This is a genomic window from Streptomyces sp. NBC_00234 (assembly GCF_036195325.1).
In the GTDB taxonomy this organism is placed as follows: domain Bacteria; phylum Actinomycetota; class Actinomycetes; order Streptomycetales; family Streptomycetaceae; genus Streptomyces.
Window position 1 is genome coordinate 4,297,811 of sequence record NZ_CP108101.1, and the last position, 22,283, is coordinate 4,320,093.

At 70.9% G+C, this 22,283-nt stretch carries 17 protein-coding genes and 3 tRNA genes; 14 read left to right on the forward strand and 6 right to left on the reverse strand.

Annotated features, from left to right (window positions below):
• Positions 1-42: 42 nt before the first annotated feature.
• From OG230_RS18840 to OG230_RS18860, 5 genes are all read left to right on the forward strand, one after another.
• Positions 43-2,313 (forward strand): DNA polymerase III subunit gamma and tau, encoded by a 2,271-nt coding sequence (locus OG230_RS18840; protein WP_328904895.1) that lies wholly within the window; start codon positions 43-45, stop codon positions 2,311-2,313.
• A gap of 303 nt (positions 2,314-2,616) precedes the next feature.
• Positions 2,617-3,867 (forward strand): phosphoribosylamine--glycine ligase, encoded by a 1,251-nt coding sequence (purD, locus tag OG230_RS18845; RefSeq protein ID WP_328904896.1) that lies wholly within the window; start codon positions 2,617-2,619, stop codon positions 3,865-3,867.
• A 360-nt stretch (positions 3,868-4,227) separates the two neighbouring features.
• Positions 4,228-5,928 carry a hypothetical protein gene (locus OG230_RS18850; protein ID WP_328904897.1) on the forward strand — a complete coding sequence of 567 codons (1,701 nt, stop codon included), beginning with the start codon at positions 4,228-4,230 and terminating at the stop codon, positions 5,926-5,928.
• 302 nt (positions 5,929-6,230) lie between these two features.
• On the forward strand, positions 6,231-7,694 hold the full coding sequence (locus OG230_RS18855) for a N,N-dimethylformamidase beta subunit family domain-containing protein (RefSeq protein ID WP_328904898.1): 1,464 nt from the start codon (positions 6,231-6,233) through the stop codon (positions 7,692-7,694).
• Positions 7,695-7,864: 170 nt separating this feature from the next.
• On the forward strand, positions 7,865-8,779 hold the full coding sequence (locus tag OG230_RS18860) for a phosphoribosylaminoimidazolesuccinocarboxamide synthase (RefSeq protein ID WP_328904899.1): 915 nt from the start codon (positions 7,865-7,867) through the stop codon (positions 8,777-8,779).
• A 106-nt stretch (positions 8,780-8,885) separates the two neighbouring features.
• Here the strand turns inward: OG230_RS18860 and OG230_RS18865 are convergent.
• The 4 genes from OG230_RS18865 to OG230_RS18880 all read right to left on the reverse strand — a co-directional run bounded on the left by OG230_RS18865 (position 8,886) and on the right by OG230_RS18880 (position 10,258).
• Positions 8,886-8,961 (reverse strand) — tRNA-Gly (locus tag OG230_RS18865).
• Positions 8,962-9,546: 585 nt separating this feature from the next.
• Positions 9,547-9,619: transfer RNA gene (locus OG230_RS18870), tRNA-Gly, on the reverse strand.
• A 79-nt stretch (positions 9,620-9,698) separates the two neighbouring features.
• A tRNA-Gly gene (locus OG230_RS18875) sits at positions 9,699-9,770 on the reverse strand.
• A 152-nt stretch (positions 9,771-9,922) separates the two neighbouring features.
• Positions 9,923-10,258 carry a histone-like nucleoid-structuring protein Lsr2 gene (locus tag OG230_RS18880; protein WP_328904900.1) on the reverse strand — a complete coding sequence of 112 codons (336 nt, stop codon included), beginning with the start codon at positions 10,256-10,258 and terminating at the stop codon, positions 9,923-9,925.
• Positions 10,259-10,632: 374 nt separating this feature from the next.
• Between OG230_RS18880 and purS the strand changes: the two genes are divergently transcribed.
• The 8 genes from purS (at position 10,633) to OG230_RS18920 (ending at position 18,391) form a co-directional block, all read left to right on the forward strand.
• Positions 10,633-10,884: a phosphoribosylformylglycinamidine synthase subunit PurS gene (purS, locus tag OG230_RS18885; protein WP_145798409.1), complete on the forward strand. Its 252-nt coding sequence runs from the start codon at positions 10,633-10,635 to the stop codon at positions 10,882-10,884.
• Positions 10,881-11,561 (forward strand): phosphoribosylformylglycinamidine synthase subunit PurQ, encoded by a 681-nt coding sequence (gene purQ, locus OG230_RS18890; protein WP_328904901.1) that lies wholly within the window; start codon positions 10,881-10,883, stop codon positions 11,559-11,561. Before purS ends, purQ begins: the two co-directional genes overlap by 4 nt.
• The gene (gene purL, locus OG230_RS18895) at positions 11,558-13,807 is read left to right on the forward strand and encodes a phosphoribosylformylglycinamidine synthase subunit PurL (protein ID WP_328904902.1); all 2,250 of its coding nucleotides are present in this window, start codon (positions 11,558-11,560) and stop codon (positions 13,805-13,807) included. Before purQ ends, purL begins: the two co-directional genes overlap by 4 nt.
• 104 nt (positions 13,808-13,911) lie before the next feature.
• Complete coding sequence (locus tag OG230_RS18900) at positions 13,912-14,436, forward strand: ArsR/SmtB family transcription factor (RefSeq protein WP_328904903.1); 525 nt, start codon at positions 13,912-13,914, stop codon at positions 14,434-14,436.
• Between the two features lie 36 nt (positions 14,437-14,472).
• Positions 14,473-15,306 carry a M23 family metallopeptidase gene (locus OG230_RS18905; protein ID WP_328904904.1) on the forward strand — a complete coding sequence of 278 codons (834 nt, stop codon included), beginning with the start codon at positions 14,473-14,475 and terminating at the stop codon, positions 15,304-15,306.
• A gap of 137 nt (positions 15,307-15,443) precedes the next feature.
• A complete protein-coding gene (locus tag OG230_RS18910) occupies positions 15,444-16,643 on the forward strand; it encodes a hypothetical protein (RefSeq protein WP_328904905.1) in 1,200 nt (399 codons plus the stop codon).
• A 76-nt stretch (positions 16,644-16,719) separates the two neighbouring features.
• Positions 16,720-17,523: a maleylpyruvate isomerase family mycothiol-dependent enzyme gene (locus OG230_RS18915; RefSeq protein WP_328904906.1), complete on the forward strand. Its 804-nt coding sequence runs from the start codon at positions 16,720-16,722 to the stop codon at positions 17,521-17,523.
• A gap of 37 nt (positions 17,524-17,560) precedes the next feature.
• The gene (locus tag OG230_RS18920; RefSeq protein WP_328904907.1) at positions 17,561-18,391 is read left to right on the forward strand and encodes an META domain-containing protein; all 831 of its coding nucleotides are present in this window, start codon (positions 17,561-17,563) and stop codon (positions 18,389-18,391) included.
• 18 nt (positions 18,392-18,409) lie between these two features.
• Here the strand turns inward: OG230_RS18920 and OG230_RS18925 are convergent, their stop codons facing one another.
• Together OG230_RS18925 and OG230_RS36405 are read right to left on the reverse strand one after the other, a co-directional pair.
• Positions 18,410-19,867 (reverse strand): sulfatase-like hydrolase/transferase, encoded by a 1,458-nt coding sequence (locus tag OG230_RS18925; protein WP_328904908.1) that lies wholly within the window; start codon positions 19,865-19,867, stop codon positions 18,410-18,412.
• Positions 19,868-20,080: 213 nt separating this feature from the next.
• The gene (locus OG230_RS36405; RefSeq protein WP_443051335.1) at positions 20,081-20,173 is read right to left on the reverse strand and encodes a putative leader peptide; all 93 of its coding nucleotides are present in this window, start codon (positions 20,171-20,173) and stop codon (positions 20,081-20,083) included.
• A gap of 525 nt (positions 20,174-20,698) precedes the next feature.
• Between OG230_RS36405 and purF the strand changes: the two genes are divergently transcribed.
• Positions 20,699-22,225, forward strand: a complete 1,527-nt coding sequence (purF, locus tag OG230_RS18930; RefSeq protein WP_328904909.1) for an amidophosphoribosyltransferase — start codon at positions 20,699-20,701, stop codon at positions 22,223-22,225.
• Positions 22,226-22,283: the final 58 nt, after the last annotated feature.

Consider the following 22,283-nt stretch of genomic DNA (forward strand, 5'->3'; position numbering starts at 1 on the left):
GTGCGGGGCCGGTTGTCAGTCCGCCCCGATAACCTCGTAGGTGTGTCGTCCCTTGCGCTGTACCGCCGCTATCGCCCCGAGTCGTTCGCCGAGGTCATCGGTCAGGAGCATGTCACTGACCCTCTCCAGCAGGCCCTGCGGAACAACCGGGTCAATCACGCGTACCTGTTCAGTGGGCCGCGCGGCTGTGGAAAGACGACCAGCGCACGCATCCTCGCCCGCTGTCTGAACTGCGAGCAGGGGCCGACGCCGACGCCGTGCGGGGAGTGCCAGTCCTGCCAGGACCTGGCGCGCAACGGGCCGGGTTCGATCGATGTGATCGAGATCGACGCCGCATCGCACGGAGGCGTGGACGACGCCCGTGACCTGCGGGAAAAGGCGTTCTTCGGGCCCGCGTCGAGTCGTTACAAGATCTACATCATCGATGAGGCGCACATGGTCACCCCGGCAGGGTTCAACGCCCTGCTGAAGGTGGTCGAGGAGCCGCCGGAGCATCTCAAGTTCATCTTCGCGACCACCGAGCCCGAGAAGGTCATCGGCACGATCCGGTCGCGTACGCACCACTATCCGTTCCGGCTGGTCCCCCCGGGGACGCTGCGCGGATATCTCGCCGAGGTGTGCGGCAAGGAGAACAGCTACGTCGAGGACGGCGTGCTGCCCCTGGTCGTCCGGGCCGGTGCGGGCTCCGTGCGTGACTCGATGTCGGTCATGGACCAGTTGCTGGCCGGAGCCGGCGACGAGGGTGTGACATACGCCATGGCGACCTCGCTCCTCGGATACACGGACGGGTCCCTGCTGGACTCCGTCGTGGACGCCTTCGCGGCAGGGGACGGAGCCGCGGCCTTCGAGGTCGTGGACCGCGTGATCGAGGGAGGGAACGATCCGCGACGCTTCGTCGCCGACCTCCTGGAGCGGCTGCGCGACCTGGTGATCCTGGCCGCCGTGCCGGACGCGGGTGACAAGGGACTCATCGACGCCCCCGCCGATGTGGTCGAGCGGATGCAGGCCCAGGCTTCGGTCTTCGGTGCCGCTGAGCTGAGCCGCGCCGCCGACCTGGTCAACGAGGGGCTCACGGAGATGCGCGGGGCGACCTCCCCCCGGCTCCAGGTGGAGCTGATCTGCGCCCGGGTCCTGCTGCCCGCCGCCTTCGACGACGAGCGTTCGCTCCAGGCCAGGCTGGACCGGCTGGAGCGCGGTGCCTCCTTCGCGACCGCCGGGTCCGGCCCCGCCATGGGGTACGTGCCGGGGCCGGAGGCCCACGCCATGACTCAGGTCGCGCCGCCCGCCGCCGTACAGCCCGCCGGACACCCCGAGGGCGGTCCCGCTGCCGCGCGTGCGGCGGTACGGGGCGAGGCCCCCGCCGCGCCGCCCGTCGCCGCTCCGGCTCCGCAGCCCGCCGCGGCCCAGGCCCAGTCCGCTCCCGCGGCCCCCGTGGCTCCCGAAGCCCCCGCTCAGCAGCCCCCGGCCGAGCCGCCCGCAGGGCAGCGGCCCGGAGCGTGGCCCGGCGCGGGCGGAGCCGATGCGGGACGCCGTCCCGGCGGCTGGCCGACCGCGTCCGTCCCCGGCCGGACCCCGCCCGCGCAGGCCGCGCCCCCGGCCCCGGTCCAGGCCGCGCCCGTGGCAGCCGCGCCCGCGGCTCCCGAGCCGGGCCAGGGCATGGTGCAGGGCGCCGCCCAGGTGCGGAACATGTGGCCGGACATCCTTGAGGCCGTGAAGAACCGTCGCCGGTTCACCTGGATCCTGCTCAGCCAGAACGCCCAGGTCACCGGTTTCGACGGGACCACCCTGCAGATCGGTTTCCTCAACGCGGGTGCCCGCGACAACTTCGCGACCAGCGGCAGCGAGGAGGTGCTGAAGCAGGCACTCGCCGAGCGGTTCAACGCCCAGTGGAAGGTCGAAGCGGTCGTCGACCCCTCGGGCGGCACCGGCCAGCCGCCGCAGTCGGGCGGCGGACGCCCGCCGGGCGGAGGTCCCGCAGTGGCCCCCTACCAGCCCGCGCCCGCGCCGCAGTCGTACGAACCCCCGGCCCCGCAGCAGGGGCACCAGGGGCAGCAGGCGAACCAGCAGGGACAGCAGCCGACGCAGTCCCCGCCCTCCGGCTATGCGCCGCAGTCCCACGGTTCCGGTGGTCCGGGCGCGGAGTCGGCGCCGCAGCCCCAGTACGCTCCCGAGCCGCCGCGTTCCGTGGCGCCGGAGGACGACACTCCGGAGGCCGACGATCCGGATCTCGTCGACTCGGCACTCTCCGGTCACGACCTGATCGTCCGCGAACTGGGCGCCACGGTCGTGGAGGAGTTCATCAACGAGCAGTGAGCCCGCACCGGCCGCGCTGACAGACGAGCCGTGGGCCCGCACCGGCCGCGCTGACACACGAGCCGTGGGCCCGCACGGATCCCGAGCCCGCACGGGCCGCGCGTACGAGGCATGGTTTCGGGCTCCGCGTACGAGGCGTGGGCACCGGCCCCGACCCACGAGCAGCCGTGCGCACGGGCACGTGGCCCCGGGGCTCGGGCGTCGTCCCCCGGGCCTCACCCCGTCCGGCGTACCGGCCCTCAGCCGTGTCCACGGGGCGGAGCCCGTCAAGCCCCCCTGCCCCCGGCGGCTAGGCTGCACCCCGTGAAGGTCCTCGTCATCGGCGGCGGCGCCCGCGAACACGCCCTGTGCCGCTCTCTCTCCCTCGACTCCGACGTCACCGCTCTGTACTGCGCTCCCGGCAACGCCGGCATCGCAGAGGTGGCCGAACTGCACCCGGTCGACGCGCTCGACGGCGATGCCGTCGCGCGCCTCGCCACCGAACTGGGCGCCGAGTTGGTGGTCGTCGGCCCGGAGGCACCGCTTGTCGCCGGAGTCGCCGACTCCGTGCGCGCCGCCGGCATCCCCTGCTTCGGCCCCTCGCGCGAGGCGGCCGAACTGGAGGGGTCCAAGGCGTTCGCCAAGGACGTCATGGCCGGCGCCAACGTCCCGACCGCCCGCAGCTACGTCTGCACCACCCCCGCCGAGATCGACGCGGCCCTCGACGCCTTCGGCGCCCCGTACGTCGTCAAGGACGACGGTCTGGCGGCCGGCAAGGGTGTCGTCGTCACCGACGACGTCGAAGAGGCACGCACCCACGCACTCGCCTGCGAGCGCGTGGTCATCGAGGAGTTCCTCGACGGCCCCGAGGTCAGCCTCTTCGCGATCACCGACGGCACCACCGTGGTGCCGCTCCAGCCCGCCCAGGACTTCAAGCGCGCCCTCGACAACGACGAGGGCCCGAACACCGGCGGCATGGGCGCGTACTCGCCCCTTCCCTGGGCCGACCCGAAGCTGGTCGACGAGGTCATGCAGAGCGTCCTCCAGCCGACCGTGGACGAGCTCCGCCGCCGCGGCACCCCGTTCTCCGGGCTGCTGTACGCGGGCCTCGCGATCACCTCGCGCGGCGTCCGGGTCATCGAGTTCAACGCCCGCTTCGGCGACCCCGAGACCCAGGTCGTCCTGGCCCGGCTGAAGACCCCGCTGGCCGGTGTCCTCCTCGCGTCCGCGAACGGCACCCTGGACCTCGTACCGCCGCTGAAATGGCGCGACGACGCCGCCGTCACCGTGGTCATCGCCTCGCACAACTACCCCGGGACGCCCCGCACCGGCGACCCGATCGACGGTCTCGCGGACGTCGCGGCGCAGGATGCCCCGCACGCGTTCGTCCTGCACGCCGGGACCAGGCAGGACGGCGACACGGTCGTCAGCGCCGGGGGCCGCGTGCTCTCGGTGACCGCGACCGGCAAGGACCTGTCCCAGGCCCGGGACCGTGCCTACACGGCCCTCGGCCGTATCCGCCTGGACGGCTCGCAGCACCGTACGGACATCGCCCTGAAGGCCGCCGGGGCCTGAACCGCCCCGCCCGCGCCACACGGCCGCACCGTGCCCGGCACCTCCACGGAGGTGCCGGGCACGGCTGTGTCCGGATCTCTGCCGTCGTACGCCTCCTGTGCGCCGGGGTGTGCGGCGCGCGTGCCGCCGCATGCAACGGAGAACAGCGAACTCATGAGAACCGGCGCGTCAGCAGCTTTAGCCAAAGCCATTCCATCGGGTGACGACTCCGCCATCCGGATGACGCCACCCGAGGTCCCAACTAGGGTGCGGCGCAAGCGTTCCGGCACTTGGCCCACCGGCATTGCGATGTCAGTGACGGGTGCCACAGTGGGGGAGTGAGCAACACCGTCGCGGGGGCAGAGGGGGTGACATCCGGCCGTGTCCGGTACCGGGTTGGGTGAGGAGCTGGGCGTGCTGGCTGCGCGTGCCCGAGCTCTCGCACTGCTGCGCATCCGCAGCAGAGCGGTGGCCGTGGCGATCCTGCCGGCGGCCGTGGCCGTCGTGCTGCTGGCCGCGGCGCTCCAGGGCCGTATCAGCGGCAGCGTCTGGGACACCGTGCGCTGGACGGTGACGGCCTGCGCGCTCGTCGTGCTCCTGGTCGCCGCCGCCGTCGCCTTCGCGGTCGCCAGGGCGAGGCCGGCGGTCAGTCCCACCGTGGCCGTCACGGAGGAGTCCGCCCCCGACCTCTATCGCCTGGTCAGGGATCTGGCCGAGCGGCTCGACGTGCCGGCTCCGTCCGCCATAGCGCTGACCCCGGACTGCGACAGCTGGCTGGAGGACCGTACGCACCCCTCCGCACAGCAGGCCGCCGCGTCCGCGGCCAAGGGTCTCGTGACCGGCCGGCCGCGCCGGCGGGTGCAGGCCGCCCCTGTCCTCGTCATCGGCTCCCCCTTCCTCTGGTGGATGCGCGTCGCCGAGCTGCGGGCCGTCCTCGCGCCGGTCGTCGCCGGCACGGGCTCCTCCGCGCAGCCGGACATAGCCGCCGCCCGCCGTTTCGTCCGCGGGCTCGACGCCGCCGTCGCCGACGCCGCCGCGCCCGGACAGGGCGCGATACGCGGACTGCCGCTCGCGTTCGTCGGCTGGGTCGCCCGGATCCTGCTGCGCAGCTGCCGTGAGCACGCCGCCGAGATGGAGCGGTGCGTCGCCTCCGCCGCGTCGATGCGGGCCCAGGGCGTGGATTACGGTCTGCGGATCGTCGCCCAGGAACAGGTCGGTCTCGCCTACGCGGGCTGGGACCGGCTGCTGACCCGGGTCGCGCTGCCCGCCTGGCAGATGGGCCGCTGGCCGTCGCGGCTCGACGCGGGCGTCGTCTCCGCCCTGACCGAGCTGTCCCGTAGGGACCGGCTGGCGGACGGCTTCACCTCCCGGCTCGGCGAACGGCCCGCCTGCGACCTTCTCGAAGAGCCCGGCGCGGCCGATGAGGCGGCCTCGCTGCTGGCCGCCCGGCTCTTCCACGGCGGGCCCGCGGAGAACGGCCCCGACTGGTCCCCGGTCGACTGGCAGCAGTATCCGGAAGAGGTCGTCGACCGGAAGTGGCGCGCCGAGGCCGCCCGTCTCCACCGGGTCCTCGACTCCATGGGTGTGCCGCCCACGGCCACGATCGACGCCGCCGACCCGGCGGTCCCCACGCTGGCCCGCGTCATCGGCCACCTCACCGCTTCGCCCGCCGGCGGCGAGGAGCTCGCGGCGGCGATCGGCGCGGCGGTGGCCCGCGAGGAGGCACGGACCCCGCGGCCGACGACCGGCAAGGACTCCGCGAAGAGCGGCACGGGCACCGACCCCGTCGACTTCTGGGGCTCCGACCCGCTCCCGCTCTTCCCGCTCCAGCCGCCCCGCACGGGTACGGAGCTGCTCGCCGACCATGTGGTGGCCATGGTCTGCTGCGCCGCCGTCGACACGGCGGGCGCGGCCCCCGGGCTCGACTGGCTCGACGGACCCGTCCTGCTCGTCGACGGGGAGCGCCGGGCCGACCTGGGCGGCCCCGTCCTCGGCCTGGTCGAGGACGGCGACCCGGAGCCGCTGCGCAGGTGGCTCTCCGAGGTGGGAGTCCGCACGGACAAGCCCGTCCGTCTCGTGTGACCGGCGCCGGGGCGGGGGCCGACTCGACCCCGACCCGGCCGCGCCCACCGCCCGCACGCCGACCGTGACCGCCACTCCCTCACCGGCACTCCCGTCCGCCGTATACGGCAGCGGTCCGCGCCCGCCCCGGAGCGGCCGGGTACGGCGGGGCTCCACGGTCCCAATACCCGGAAGGTCAGGTTCCGTTCACGTCAATTCGCGACGAACGGTGACGGACTGCATGCGTTATGTGATGTGCTGGGGATCGGCGCTGACATCCGGCGCGCCAGAGTTGTCCGGGGGACTCGAGGGAGGGGAGCGGTATGGGAGCGGAGCAGATCCGGCGATGGGAGTCGGGTGCACTCGCGCATGCCGTGAGCGATCCCTTCGGGCAGGGCCCCCTGCCCTGGCTGCGCGGCAGTGAGAACTACTTCGACGACACCGGCCAGGTCGTCCCCTGGTACGCGGACCCCGAACTCGGCCGCGGCGGCACCGGTGGCGGTACGCGTACCGCCGACGACGTGCACCGGCAGATCAAGGGCTTCGTCTCGCCCGGTGCCGCGGCTCCCGGCGAGGCGATCGACTTCCACATCACCGTGGACCCGCCGCAGCAGTTCTCCGTCGACGTCTACCGGATCGGTCATTACGGAGGCGACGGCGCCGCCAAGATCACCACGAGCCCCCGGCTCTCCGGCATCGTCCAGCCCGCCCCGCTGGCCGCGGACCGCACGGTCTCCTGCCACCACTGGTGGCTCTCCTGGCGGCTGCAGATTCCCACGTACTGGTCCGTCGGCGCGTACGTGGCCGTCCTCACGACCGCCGACGGCTACCGCTCCCACATCCCCTTCACGGTCCGCGACGACCACCCGGCCGATCTGCTCCTCCTGCTCCCGGACATCACGTGGCAGGCGTACAACCTCTATCCGGAGGACGGCCGCACCGGCGCCAGCCTCTACCACGCCTGGGACGAACAGGGACGGCTGCTCGGCGAGGAGGACGCCGCCGCCACCATCTCCTTCGACCGTCCGTACGCGGGCGCGGGACTGCCCCTCCACGTCGGGCACGCCTACGACTTCATCCGCTGGGCCGAGCGGTACGGCTACGACCTGGCCTACGCCGACGCCCGCGATCTGCACGCGGGCCGCGTCGACCCCAGCCGCTACCGGGGCCTGGTCTTCCCCGGCCACGACGAGTACTGGTCGGTGCCGATGCGCCGTACCGCCGAGCGCGCCCGCGACACCGGCACCTCGCTCGTCTTCCTCTCCGCCAACACCATGTATTGGCAGGTCGGGCTCTCCCCGTCCGCCTCCGGTGTCCCGGACCGTCTGCTCACCTGCCGCAAGCGCAGGGGGCCGGGAAAGCCGGCCCTGTGGCGCGAGGTCGACCGCGCCGAACAGCAGCTCCTCGGCATCCAGTACGCGGGACGGGTCCCCGAACCCCACCCGCTGGTCGTGCGGAACGCGGAGCACTGGCTCTGGGACGCGAGCGGCGCCACCGACGGCGACGAGATCGACGGGCTGGTGGCGGGCGAGGCCGACCGCTACTTCCCGCGCACCACGCTCCCCGAGCACGAGAACCGCATCCTGCTCGCCCACTCGCCGTACCGGGACAGCGACGGGGTCACGCGTCACCAGGAAACGTCCCTGTACCGCGCGCCGTCCGGCGCCCTCGTCTTCGCCTCCGGCACCTTCGCCTGGTCCCCGGCCCTGGACCGCCCCGGCCATGTGGACGCCCGCATCCAGCGCGCCACGGCCAACCTCCTCGACCGCATCTGCAAGCGCGACTGAACCCGTAAGCCCCGCCGCGCCGCCCTGGCACAGGCCCTCGCCGACTTCCGCAGCGCCCCGCACCGACTCCCGCGCAGGCCCCCGGACGCGCTGGGAGGCCCCGCTCCCCGCGCCCCCGCCCCCATACGGGACAATCGGACAACTCCTGGATCAACCTACGCGGAGGCAGCGTGTCCGGTTTCGTAGAAAAGCCCGAGCCCGTGCAGGTTCCGGGTCTCACCCACCTGCACACCGGCAAGGTGCGCGACCTGTACCGGAACGAGGCGGGCGACCTCGTCATGGTCGCCAGCGACCGTATGTCCGCGTACGACTGGGTCCTGCCCACCGAGATCCCGGACAAGGGCCGTGTCCTCACCCAGCTGTCGCTGTGGTGGTTCGACCAGCTCGCCGATCTCGTACCGAACCACGTCCTGTCCACGGAGCTCCCCGCCGGAGCCCCCGCGGACTGGGTCGGCCGGACGCTGATCTGCAGGTCCCTGAAGATGGCGCCCGTCGAGTGCGTCGCACGCGGCTATCTGACCGGCTCGGGACTCGTCGAGTACGAGGCGTCCCGCACGGTCTGCGGCATCAGCCTCCCCGAGGGCCTCGTCGACGGTTCCGAGCTCCCGGGCCCGATCTTCACGCCCGCCACCAAGGCGGCCGTCGGGGACCACGACGAGAACGTGAGTTACGAGGAAGTGGTCCGGGAGGTCGGCGCGCAGACGGCCGCCCAGCTGCGGAGCACGACCCTCGACGTGTACGGCCGGGCCCGCGACATCGCGCGTGAGCGCGGGATCATCCTCGCCGACACGAAGTTCGAGTTCGGCTTCGCCGCCAACAGCGAGGGCGAGGACGAGCTGATCATCGGGGACGAGGTGCTGACCCCCGACTCCTCGCGCTTCTGGCCCGCCGCGACGTGGCAGCCCGGCAGGGCCCAGCCCTCGTACGACAAGCAGTTCGTGCGCGACTGGCTGACCTCGCCGGCCTCCGGCTGGGACCGCAAGAGCGAGCAGCCGCCTCCGGCCCTGCCCCAGCAGATCGTTGACGCCACCCGCGCCAAGTACATCGACGCCTACGAGCTGCTGACCGGCACCAACTGGTCCTAAGCCGTGTCCGCGAAGTCCCGTCCGGCGACGGGACTTCGCGGACACTCCCTGGCGTCACGTCAGATACGAAGAAGGCCCCGGTCACGAGGACCGGGGCCTTCTTGCGTGGAGCGAACGACGAGGTTCGAACTCGCGACCTCAACCTTGGCAAGGTTGCGCTCTACCAGCTGAGCTACGTTCGCATTGCGCCGAAGCGCGATGCCTACTATACCCACTCCCGATGCCCGGTGAGACGCACGGCCGAATGACGAGGCACCGCCTCCCCGCGGGGCCGCCGCAGCCCTTCCTCGCCCCGCTCCGGACGCGATCTTCGTGACCGGCCCCCCGTCCGCCTGCCGTTGGCGTTCCTCCCGCGTCGCGGCTCCTCGCGGCGAGCTCCTCCGAAGATCCGGAGCAGTGCCCAACTCTTCGTTCGAGGGAGGGAGTTGCCGGTCAGGCGCGTGGAGGGCCGGGTCCGCCCGCCGGATGCCCGCCGCCTCGCGGAGTCGATCACCCCATCTGCTCCCCTCGCGGCGAAGTGATCCGGGCGACCGGCCCGGCCGGGTGCTCAGGGCCGCCGTCGCTGTGGCGACCCTCACACCCCGGCGCATCCGGCCCGGCAGAGCGGCCACCGCCGCGAGCGAAGGACGGCAAGGGAAGGAGAGAGAGGGGGTACGGCGAGGGGGAACAGGCGAGAGAAGAAAGGCAGCGAAGGGAATGGCAGGGAAAGGCCGAGGTGGGGATACGACAAAGGCCCTGATCGATATCGATCAGGGCCTTTGATCAAGAGCGGACGACCAGGTTCGAACTGGCGACCTCAACCTTGGCAAGGTTGCGCTCTACCAACTGAGCTACGTCCGCATTGCTACCACTCGGCTTTCACCGGTGGAGCGCTCACCACTCTACCTGATCCACTAAGTGGTCAGACAGTGTGATGCAGAGCGGGTGACAGGAATTGCACACTGCGCCTTCCCCCTGGAAGGGGGATGTTCTACTACTGAACTACACCCGCACGCGGCTCGGGATCCGGCCTTTCGGCCTCGCCCCTCGGCGTGCTCCAGACTCTAGCCGACCTGCAGGGGTGTCGCGCAAGTCGGCTCCCCGTCGGTGTCGCGAGGAGAGTCCGGAGCGGGTGCCGTGAGAGGGCTTCCGCGGCGGCGTCTCTCAACTGGCGGCGTGGAACGCCTCGTAGACCTTCTTGGGGATGCGGCCCCGGGCCGGCACCTCCATCCGGTGCGACCGGGCCCAGGCGCGGACCGCCGCCGGATCGGGGGCGAGCGACGTGTGGTGGTACGAGACGGGAGCCTTGCCGTGCTTGCCGGCATTTGTCTGCTTCCGCCCCGCTGCCATGTACGGCGCCAGCGTCTTGCGCAGTTTCTTTGCGTTGGCGGGATTGAGGTCGATCTCGTACGACTTCCCGTCCAGGGCGAAGGTGACCGTTTCCGCCGCTGTTCCCCCGTCGATGTCGTCGGAGAGCGTAACCACTACGCGCTGAGCCACGGATATCGGTCCTTTCCTACGGCATCGCCGCGTCTGACATGCGGTGATGCCGGCCTTCCGGCCGTTAGGCGGATGCGGATCGACTGGTGTCGACTGTTCCGGGGGTGATGCCACTTTCCCCTGGTAATCATTTGTACAGCGACGGGCACCGCATTGTGAAGCCCAGGCAATTGCTTCAGCGTGTCCGCATGCAATCCGGTGAGGATTATTTTTCCAGGACTTTCCCCGCATGTTGTCGTGGTCGATATCTCGGCGTGATCTGCGCCGTCCGATATCTACCCGCGTAGAATTTCTGGCCAGGTACGCTGAGTGGACCCGCGGGGGTCTGGGGAACCCCCCGGAGACACAGCCGCACCACACCACCGGGAGTGCCAGTGGCACGCGTCGTAGTCGACGTCATGCTCAAGCCGGAGATCCTCGACCCGCAGGGACAGGCTGTGCAGCGCGCACTGCCCCGTCTCGGCTTCGAAGGAATCGCGGACGTACGTCAGGGAAAGCGTTTCGAGCTCGAGGTCGAGGGGCCGGTCGACGCCGCAGCCCTCGCCCGCATTAACGAGATGGCCGAGACCTTCCTCGCCAACACCGTCATCGAGGACTTCGTCGTGAAGGTGGAGGAGGAGAAGTGACCGCTCGTATCGGCGTCGTCACTTTTCCCGGCACCCTCGACGACCGGGACAGCCTGCGGGCCGTCCGGATCGCGGGCGCCGAACCCGTATCCCTCTGGCACCGCGACAAGGACCTGCATCAGGTCGACGCCGTGGTCCTGGCGGGGGGTTTCTCCTACGGCGACTATCTGCGGGCCGGAGCCATCTCCCGTTTCTCGCCGGTGATGGAGACCATCATCGAGCAGGCGAAGGCGGGGATGCCGGTCCTCGGTATCTGCAACGGCTTCCAGATCCTCACCGAGGCGCATCTGCTGCCCGGCGCCATGCTGCGCAACAACCACCTCCACTTCATCTGCCGTGACCAGAAGCTGAAGGTGGAGAACGCGGAGACCGCGTGGACCGCGGACTACTCCGCGGGCCAGGAGATCTCCGTACCTCTGAAGAACGTGGACGGCCGGTACACCGCCGACGAGCGCACGCTCGACGAGCTGGAGGCCGAGGGCCGCGTCGCGTTCCGCTATCTGGACGTGAACCCGAACGGTTCGCTGCGCGACATCGCCGGCATCACCAATGCCGCGGGCAACGTCGTCGGTCTGATGCCGCACCCGGAGCACGCCGTTGAGCCGCTGATCGGAACCGGTCGCACCGACGGTCTCGGATTCTTCACCTCGATCATCAAGAAGCTGGTCAACGCATGAGCCTGGATACGGTCAAGCACGCGGCCGAGACCCCGGACGCCGAACAGCCCTGGAAGGAGCTCGGCCTCAAGGAGGACGAGTACGCCCGGATCCGCGAGATCCTGGACCGCCGTCCCACCGGTGCCGAGCTCGCCATGTACTCCGTGATGTGGTCCGAGCACTGCTCCTACAAGAGCAGCAAGGTCCACCTCAAGCAGTTCGGCGAGAAGGTCCCCGAGAACGACGCGATGCTCGTCGGCATCGGCGAGAACGCCGGTGTGGTCGACGTCGGCCAGGGGTACGCGGTCACCTTCAAGGTCGAGTCGCACAACCACCCCTCGTACATCGAGCCCTACCAGGGCGCGGCCACCGGCGTCGGCGGCATCGTCCGCGACATCCTCGCCATGGGTGCCCGCCCGGTCGCGGTCGTCGACCCGCTGCGCTTCGGTGCGGCCGACCACCCCGACACCCGGCGGGTCCTGCCGGGCATCGTCGCGGGCATCGGCGGCTACGGGAACTGTCTGGGCCTGCCGAACATCGGCGGCGAGGTCGTCTTCGACGCCTGCTACCAGGGCAACCCGCTCGTCAACGCCGGCTGCATCGGCGTGATGAAGCACGAGGACATCCACCTCGCCCAGGCTTCCGGGCCCGGCAACAAGGTGATCCTGTACGGCGCCCGCACCGGCGGCGACGGCATCGGCGGCGTCTCCGTGCTGGCTTCGGAGACCTTCGACGACACCAAGCCCACCAAGCGCCCCGCCGTCCAGGTCGGCGACCCGTTCCAGGAGAAGCTCCTCATCGAGTGCACCCTGGAGATCTTCAAGGAGAAGCTCGTCGCGGGCATCCAGGACCTCGGCGGCGCCGGGCTCTCCTGCGCCACGAGCGAGCTGGCCTCCGCGGGCTCCGGCGGTATGCGCGTCGAGCTGGACACGGTTCCGCTGCGCGACTCCTCCCTCTCGCCCGAGGAAATCCTCATGAGCGAGTCGCAGGAGCGCATGTGTGCGATCGTCGAGCCGCAGCACGTCGACCGCTTCATGGAGATCTGCGAGAAGTGGGACGTCATCGCCACCGTCATCGGTGAGGTGACCGAGGGTTCGCAGCTGGAGATCTTCTGGCACGGCGAGCAGATCGTGGACGTTCCGCCGCGGTCGGTGGCCCACGAGGGCCCGACGTACCACCGCCCGTTCGCCCGTCCGTCGTGGCAGGACGCGCTGCAGGCGGACGACGCCGGCAAGCTGGCTCGTCCGGCAAACGGCGCGGAGCTGCGGGAGCAGGTCCTCAAGCTGGTCGGCTCCCCGAACCAGGCATCCAAGTCCTGGATCACGGACCAGTACGACCGGTTCGTGCAGGGCAACACCGTGCTCGCGATGCCCGAGGACGCGGGCATGGTCCGGATCGACGAGAAGTCGAACCTGGGCGTGGCCATGGCGACCGACGGCAACGGCCGGTACGCGAAGCTCGACCCGTACACGGGTGCGCAGCTCGCGCTGGCGGAGTCGTACCGCAATGTTGCCGCGTCCGGCGCCAAGCCGCTCGCGATCTCGGACTGCCTGAACTTCGGTTCGCCCGAGGATCCGGACGTCATGTGGCAGTTCGCCGAGGCCACCCGTGGTCTCGCGGACGGCTGCCTGGAGCTCGGCACCCCGGTCACCGGCGGCAACGTGTCGCTGTACAACCAGACCGGTGAGACGGCGATCCACCCGACGCCGGTCGTGGCCGTGCTCGGTGTGATCGACGACGTCACGCGGCGTACGCCGGTCGCCTTCGCGGAAGAGGGCCAGCTCCTCTACCTGCTGGGCGACACGCACGAGGAGTTCGGTGGCTCGGCCTGGTCCGAGGTCATCCACCAGCACCTCGGCGGCATGCCGCCCAAGGTCGACCTGGGCCGCGAGAAGCTGCTCGGCGAGATCCTGATCTCGGCGTCCCGCGACGGCATGATCGACGCGGCGCACGACCTCTCGGACGGCGGCCTGATCCAGGCGGTCACCGAGTCCTGCCTGCGCGGTGGGAAGGGTGCACGGCTCGTCGTGCCGGACGGCCTCGACGCGTTCACCTTCCTCTTCTCCGAGTCGGCCGGGCGCGCGATCGTCTCGATCCCGCGCAGCGAGGAGCTCCGCTTCAACGACATGTGCGGTGCACGGGGCCTGCCCGTGACCCGGATCGGTGTCGTGGACGGCGAGGAGATCGAGGTCCAGGGCGAGTTCAGCATTCCGCTGAGCGAGCTGCGTACGGCGCACGAGGGGACCCTGGAGGGTCTGTTCGCCTGAGTTCCGCCTGTACCGAAGCCCCTGTCCGGTCGACCGGACAGGGGCTTCGGTGTTCCCCCCGGTACCTGTTGATGATTATTACGTAATTACGTAAGGTGCGTGTCGTGGAGCTTGAGGAGCGGGTCGCCGAGCTGGAACGCCGACTGGCGGTGCTGGAGCAGGCGACGGACAGCGGCGGGACGCCGAGTCTGGGCGACGGCGACTTCTGGGCGCTGGCCGGGCTGAAGGACCAGCTCGGCCGGCTCGACGGCGCCGCCGACGGCGGGGTGCTGTTCACGGGCTCCGTACGGCTGCCGGCCGGTGAGCAGTACGAGTGGCAGTACGGCGCACTCACCGCAGGGCTCCTGGGTTCGGACGAGGACCGCCCCGACTGGGCGGACGCCGCCGAACCACTGGCCGCGCTCGGCCATCCGGTACGGCTGCGGCTGCTCCGGGAGATCCTCGGCGGCCGGCGTACCGCTGCCGAGCTGGCCGAGCTGGACGAGACAGGCACGACCGGTCAGATCTACCACCACCTGCGCCTGCTGACCGGCGCGGGCTGGCTGCACACCACGGGACGCGGGCGCTACGAGGTACCGGCGGCCCGGGTGGTGCCGCTGCTGGTGGTCCTCACGGCCGCCCGGCCCTGACCGGCACCCACACCACACCTGATGAGGGGAAGCGTCATGTCCGTTCGTAAAGCCGTCATGATCCTCTACCGCTGCTGCTGGATCGTCTTCGTCGCACTGGTGCTCGTGAGCGTCCTCGCGGATCCGCTCGTCCCCTACGGGCTGACGTTCGTGCCCGCGGGCCTGGCGATCGTCATCGGTCTCACCGTGGGCCGCCGCAGCCGTACGGACCTGGCGAAGGCGGGGCCGCCGGTGGAGGTCGGTCCGCCGGTGACGGGCCGCTGGACCGCGCTCAACAGCCCGGCGGACAAGGTGCCCAGCCACGGCACGCACGGCTACGGACAGACGTACGCGATCGACATCGTCGCCGAACCGGAGGGTGACGGCGTCCCCGTACGCCCGCCGTTCCGGTGGCTGTGGCCCGTCGTCCGCCGCAACGAGGACTTCCCCGCGTTCGGCGCCCCGCTGCTCGCGGTGGCGGACGGCACAGTCGTGCACGCGAGCGACGGGCAGCGCGACCACCTCAGCCGGAACTCCGGCCCGGCGCTCGCCTATCTGATGCTGGTCGAGGCGTCCGTACGCGACATGGCCGGCGCGGGCAGGATCGTCGGCAACCACATCGTGCTCGACCTCGGCGACGGTACGTACGCCGTGTACGCCCATCTCCGGCGCGGCTCGCTCCAGGTGAGGGCGGGGGACACCGTACGGGAGGGACAGCTGCTCGCCCGGTGCGGGAATTCGGGCAACTCCACCGAACCGCATGTGCACTTCCAGCTGATGGACCACCCGGACCTCGATGTGGGCCGCGGGGTTCCCTTCACCTGGCGGGGGCTTGGCATCCCGGCCAACGGCGAGGCGTTCGTCGCCGACGAGGCTGTCAGCAGCGGCTGATAGCTTGGCGACCGTTACACGTTGTGATGTTCGGGGGGACGACGGTGGACGAGCGAGGAACTGCGCAACAGGACGGCGCCGCAAGGGAATGGCCCGACCGCGGGCCCTGGGGGAACACCTTCAACAAACTGCTGTGCGTGCTCGCCGTCGCCGGCATCGGGCTCAGTGTCTGGGCCTTCGCCCTGGAGCTCATCGACCTGCGCGACCGGTCCGAGAGCCGTGAGCGCATCACAGCGGCGTGCGCCGGCCTCATCGACCCCGACCCCGTCCTCGGGCTCAACGGCGGCGGTGTCAACAAGGTCAAGCTCTCCGACGAACACGAGGCCGACACCGAAGAGCGGTCCAGCGGCTGTTTCGTCTACCGGGTCGGCGATCCGGGGACGACGTACGGGCACTTCTCGCTGGCCCTCGTCCGGCACGCGGTGGACCCGGACGCCGTGGAGACCGAAGAGGACGAGACCGAGATCGACGAGGAGTCCGACCGGCCCTTCCGCTCCCCGTACACGGACGACGAGCCGACCGTCGTGGTGCGCCACGCGCTCCCTCACCCGCTCGGAGACGGCCGGCTGGGCGACTACGACGAATACAAGGTGACGGCCCGGGCGTTGTGCGAGAAGGGGGGCGCGGTCTCCTCCATAGAGGCGACCGCCGTCGCCCAGTACGACGAGCCCGTCACGTCCGAGGACCGCCGCACGCTCGCCGGCCTGGCGCGTCAGGCGGCGGACCGGGCTGCCGGGCGGACGGGGTGCAAGGCGGAACTCCCGGAGCTTCCCGCCACGCTGGCCGAGCCGAAGCTGGAGCTCGGCGCCCCGGCGAGCACGGGCGGAACCTGCGCCTGGTACCGGCGCTTCCTGACCACGGAGGGCCGGGGACAGCTTCCCGACCGGGCGCTGGCCGCTCCTGCGGGCAGGGCCAGCGACCATGACGCCTGCGTGCTGGCGGTCGGGGAGAAGGAGACCCGAAGGATCTTCCCGGGTTACGCGAAGAGCGCGGACCACCCGCAGAACCTTCAGGACGTGCTGAAGTACTCCCCCTGGTGGGTGAAGACCGAGACGTACGTCGGCGACGGGACGCGAGGGCTCCTGAGCAACGAGACTCTCGGGCCGGCCGAGCTTGCCCCGGGCACCGCGGGCACGGACTCCAGCGGCATCTGGTGGGCGTCCTCCGTCTGCGGGGGCCGGCCCGCCGTGCACGTGATGTGGGTGGCCTACCCGTACGACCGAATAGTCGCCGACCGGCTGGAAGCACTGTTCCGGGCATACGTCGACGACGCGGCCGAACGCCGTGGCTGCACCGGCGTCACCTTCCCCGAGAAGGCGGACTTCGCCCGCAGTTGAGCGAAGGGCCTGATCCGAACGACAGGCCCAGGGGCGACCAGCCGGCGTTGTCGGAGGTGCCGGTTAGTCTCGCTCCATGCCACCGGCCAAGAAGCGCATGCGCGCGTACGACTACTCCAGGACCCTGACCGCGGTCCTGGGCCAGTTCGGCCACGTGCGGGAAGCCGTCCGCAGTCTCGCGCCCGAACAGCTGGCCCTGCCTGCCCGGTTGGGCGAGTGGACCGTACGGGACCTTGCCGCGCACATGACGATGGCCCTCGGGCGGGTCAGCGACAGCCTGGAGCTGCCCGAACCGGCCGGCGGACCGAAGCCCGAACTCACCCTGCTGGAGTGGCCGCTCTCCACGGCCGGGCGGGCCGGCGGGATCGCCGACGCCACCCGGGCCCTGGCCGAGGAATGGCCCGACCTCGACGCGCTGTACGAAGTGACCGCCACCAGGTTCGGGGAGCTCGTGCCCGCCGCGGCCGGCGACCGGCTGGTGACGACCCGGGCGGGCACCATGCGGCTGGGCGACTTCCTGGTCACCCGTACCGTCGAGCTCGTCGTGCACACGGACGACCTCCACCGGGCGACCGGCCTCGACATCCCGTACGACCGTCAGGCGCTCGCCGCGTGCACGCGGCTGCTCGCCGACGCACTCGCCGACAAGGCGCCCGGCGGGTCCGTCGAGGTGCGCGTCCCGCCCTTCGCGGTCGTCCAGTGCATCGGTGGCCCCAAGCACACCCGCGGTACCCCGCCCAATGTCGTGGAGACGGATCCGCTCACCTGGATCCGGCTCGCCACCGGCCGTACCCGGTGGGCGCGGGCGCTCGACGATGCGCAGGTCGGCGCCAGTGGTGAGCGGGCCGACCTGTCCCCTCTGCTCCCGCTGATGGGCTGAGGGGAACCGGATCGGCTACTCGATCCGTCCCATGGCCATGCACAAACAACGTATGGCTGTCAGCGTCCTGGCCCTCCTCACCCTTGCCGCCTGCGGTACGGAGTCGGGCTCCGGAGCAGGATCCGGCTCGGGGAACGGCGACGGCAGCGGCACTGTGCGGACCGACCTGCCCGTCACCGACGTCCGTTGGAGCGTCGAGTCCCTGACGGTCGGCGGGAAGAGGTCCACCGCACCGGCCGGTGCCCATGTCGAGATCGACCCCAAGGGCCGGGCGACCGGAAACCTCGGCTGCAACCACTACACCGCCGATGCCCGCATCGACGGCGACACCGTGACCCTCGGGCCCGGCACCACCACCGAGATGGCGTGCGAGAAGGACGTGCAGGACTTCGAGAACGCCCTGTCCCGCGCGCTCAGCGGCCCGCTCGACGCCGCCGTGGTCAACAAGACCCTCACCCTGACGACGGCCGACGGGGACACGATCACCCTCACGTCCCAGCCCCCGGCCCCGCTCACCGGCACCACCTGGACGGTCACCACCCTGACCGAGGGCGAGACCGCGACCTCCCTGTCCGCCGACACCCGGGACAAGGCGCCCCGCCTCACCTTCGGCAAGGACGGCACGGTGGAGGGCAACCTCGGCTGCAACAGCTTCCACGGCAAGGCGACGGTGGCCGGCTCGTCGATCAGCTTCGGACCGCTCGCCTCCACCCGGAAGATGTGCGCGCAGGCCGAGATGGACGTCGAGCGGTCGATGCTCGCCGTCCTCCGGGGGAAGACGGCGTACGCGATCGATCACCACGCCCTGTCCCTCACCGCGGAGAACGGCAAGGGACTCGGCGCCTCCGCTCCCGGGACGGAGAAGTAGGTCCTGTGGGCCCGGCGCTCACGCACCGCCCGTCGGATACGGCAGCAGTCCCGCGTTCGTCCGCTCCCAGGACGCCCGCAGCTCGGCCAGCAGCTCCGGCTCGGCCTTGGCCCGGTTCGCCTGTTCCCGCTGGTCGTCGACCAGCTTGAACAGCTGGTCGGTGCCTGCCTTCCCCCGGTAGTACTTCCAGTCACCGCGTCGCAGCGCCCGCTCCCCGCGCACCCGCCAGAACAGGTCCCGCTCCGCGGGCTCCTCGTCCCGCAGCAGGTATCCGGCGAGGCTGGTGCCGTCCAGGGGGTAGGCGGGGTCCGGCCTGGCCCCGCCGAGCTCCAGGAGCGTCGCGGTCCAGTCGGGCGAGAACACCGGCAGGTCGCTGACCTGGTGCGCGTCGATCCGGGCCGGCCAGCGCAGTACGGCCGGGACCCGGATGCCGCCCTCCTGGAGCGAGCCCTTGTTGCCGGAGAGGGGCCAGTTGTACGAGAACCGCTCACCCCCGTTGTCGCTGGCGAAGAAGACCAGGGTGTCCTCCGCCTGACCGGACCGGTCGAGGGCCTTCAGGACCTCGCCGACCGAGCGGTCCAGGTCCTCGACCATCTCCTTGTACTTCTGGAGCGAGCCGCCGTCGGCGTGCCACAGCGCGCTTCCGTCGCCCGCCTTGATGCGCCGCACGATCTCGGCGCTCTCCTCGGTGTCCCCGTCCGCGATCCACGGCCAGTGCGGGGTGGTGAAGTTCAGATTGAGCAGCCACGGCTTGTCGTGGTCGCGCTGGACGTACTCGCTCGCGCGCTCGGTCAGGATGCGGGTGTAGTAGCGCAGGTCCTTGTACTCGGCGTCGCCCTCGTACAGGTCGTACTCGCCGCCGAGCCCGAGCTTGGAGTAGTACTCCAGCGCCCCGCCGAAGTTCCCGAAGAACTCGTCCCAGCCGGACTTCGTGGGGCTGTAGTCAGGCAGATACCCGCAGTGCCACTTGCCGATCAGCGCGGTGGAGTAGCCCGCACCGCGCAGCAGTGAGGCGAGCGTCGGGTGCGTGGGCTCCAGCCCCACCGACCGGTCCGCGATGGGCTCGGCGAGCCCGCCCTTCGTCCGTCCCGGGTAGCGCCCGGTGTAGAGGCTGAACCGGGTGGGGGAGCAGGTCGCGGAACCGGAGTACGCGTCCGTGAACCGCACCCCCTGCCGACCGAGCCGGTCCAGGTTCGGCGTGCGGATGTCGGGGGAGCCGTACGAGGAGAGATCGGCCCAGCCCAGGTCGTCGCCGAGGATGAAGAGGATGTTCGGCCGCCGCGCGTGCCTGCCGCGAGCCGCCCGGAACGGCTGCTCCCGCGGTGTGGCCACCGGGGTGGCTGCGGCGGCCTCGGCGGCCGGGAGGCCGATGGCGGCGGTGGCGGCGGTGGCACCGACCGCCGTGCCGAAGGCGCGCCGGGTCAGGGAGGGGGACGAACCCTCGGGGGAACTGGTGTTCGACTGATCTGCAGGCATGAGGACTCCTGTCAGGGCCGCGCGGGCGGCGGATGACGGCAGGGCGGAGGGACCCGTCAGGTACCGGACGCGCACGACGGGGCGCACGGACCGGGGGCGGGTGGCATGGGAGAGAAATGCGGGAAGAGCGGAGAGCGCGGGACGAGAAAGGCGCGCGGTGCGGGAACGCGGCGCATACTCACGCGGCCTTGTGGCCGGGTGGCGCGCGGAAAGCTAGACGCAGCGACAGATGGCGCTCGCGACACGTCCCAGATCGACGTGGCGGCGCTCCACGAGCGTGACCGAGTGATCACCGAGGGGCTGCATGGCCCAGGAGCCTGCCAAGCGACCATGCGCCTGTCAATGCCGGTCTCGAACCCCGGACAGTGGACCCGTTCACGCCCCATGGATCCCCGGACCTCCGGATGCGCGGTCCGCCGGACTGCCGCCGACCGGAGCCGCCTTCAGGATCTCCGGAATCCGCCTCCGCCCGTCGCTCCCGAGCGCTTCCCGGCCGTCCCGCAGTGTGAGGCTCGCCACGAAACGAGCGTTCGGCCAGTGGCTCCTGTCGTCGGCCCCCGGATCACCGAGTGCCACGACAACGGCTCCCGAGCTCCGTACGGCCCATGGCTCGAACCGAGCGGTAACCCGCCGCCAATCCGGGCGCCTGCCGCCCAAAGCGCTCAGACGGCCCCACCGGTCGCTCGCCCGTGATCACTCGGAGTGATCGTCCGGGGGTACGCGGAGGGCTCACCCGGAACGGTGTTCGCGCACGCCCGCAGTGCCCCGACAACCCCTGCGCGGCAGGCACCGAATTCGGACCGGTGGTCGATCTCGCCTACACTCGGTGGTGTGCCTCGTGGTGATGGACGACTCAACCACGACCTGCTCCCCGGAGAGAAAGGCCCCCAGGACGCTTGCGGCGTCTTCGGTGTCTGGGCTCCGGGCGAAGAGGTCGCCAAGCTCACCTATTTCGGACTGTATGCCCTGCAGCACCGTGGACAGGAGTCCGCGGGCATCGCAGTGAGCAACGGGTCCCAGATCCTGGTCTTCAAGGACATGGGACTGGTCTCGCAGGTCTTCGACGAAACGTCTCTGGGATCGCTCCAGGGCCATATCGCGGTCGGTCATGCCCGCTACTCCACCACCGGTGCCTCGGTGTGGGAGAACGCGCAGCCGACGTTCCGTGCCACCGCGCACGGCTCGATCGCCCTGGGTCACAACGGCAACCTGGTCAATACGGCCCAGCTCGCCGAGATGGTCGCCGACCTCCCCCGCAGGGACGGTCGCGCCACCCAGGTCGCCGCGACCAACGACACCGATCTCGTGACCGCGCTGCTCGCCGGCCAGACCGATGACGACGACAAGCCGCTCACCATCGAGGAAGCCGCCACCAAGGTGCTTCCCGAGGTGAAGGGCGCCTTCTCGCTCGTCTTCATGGACGAGCACACGCTGTACGCCGCCCGCGACCCGCAGGGCATCCGCCCGCTGGTCCTCGGGCGTCTGGAGCGTGGCTGGGTGGTGGCCTCCGAGTCCGCCGCCCTGGACATCTGCGGCGCGAGCTACGTCCGTGAGGTCGAGCCGGGCGAGCTGATCGCCATCGACGAGAACGGCCTGCGCACCTCCCGCTTCGCGGAAGCGAAGCCCAAGGGCTGTGTCTTCGAGTACGTCTACCTGGCCCGCCCCGACACCGACATCGCCGGGCGGAACGTCTACCTCTCCCGTGTGGAGATGGGCCGGAAGCTGGCCGCCGAGGCTCCCGTCGAGGCGGATCTGGTCATAGCGACTCCGGAATCCGGCACTCCCGCCGCGATCGGATACGCCGAAGCCAGCGGAATCCCGTTCGGCGCCGGACTCGTCAAGAACGCGTACGTCGGCCGGACCTTCATCCAGCCGTCGCAGACCATCCGCCAGCTGGGCATCCGGCTGAAGCTGAACCCGCTCAAGGAAGTCATCAAGGGCAAGCGCCTGGTGGTCGTCGACGACTCGATCGTCCGCGGCAACACCCAGCGCGCACTGGTCCGGATGCTCCGCGAGGCCGGTGCGGCCGAGATCCACATCCGGATCTCCTCCCCGCCGGTCAAGTGGCCCTGCTTCTTCGGCATCGACTTCGCGACCCGCGCCGAGCTGATCGCCAACGGCATGACGGTCGACGAGATCGCCACCTCGATGGGTGCCGACTCGCTCTCGTACATCTCGCTCGACGCGATGGTCGAGGCGACGACGATCGCCAAGCCGAACCTCTGCCGCGCCTGCTTCGACGGTGAATACCCGATGGAGCTCCCGGACCCGGAGCTGCTCGGTAAGCAGCTGCTGGAGACCGAGCTGGCGGCCGGCCCTGCCGCGACCGCGGCGGCCGACGCGCTGCGTCGTCCGTGATCCGGAACGACCGGCGCTTTCCCCACCAGCCCCGTATTTCCACACGAAAGATCCCAGG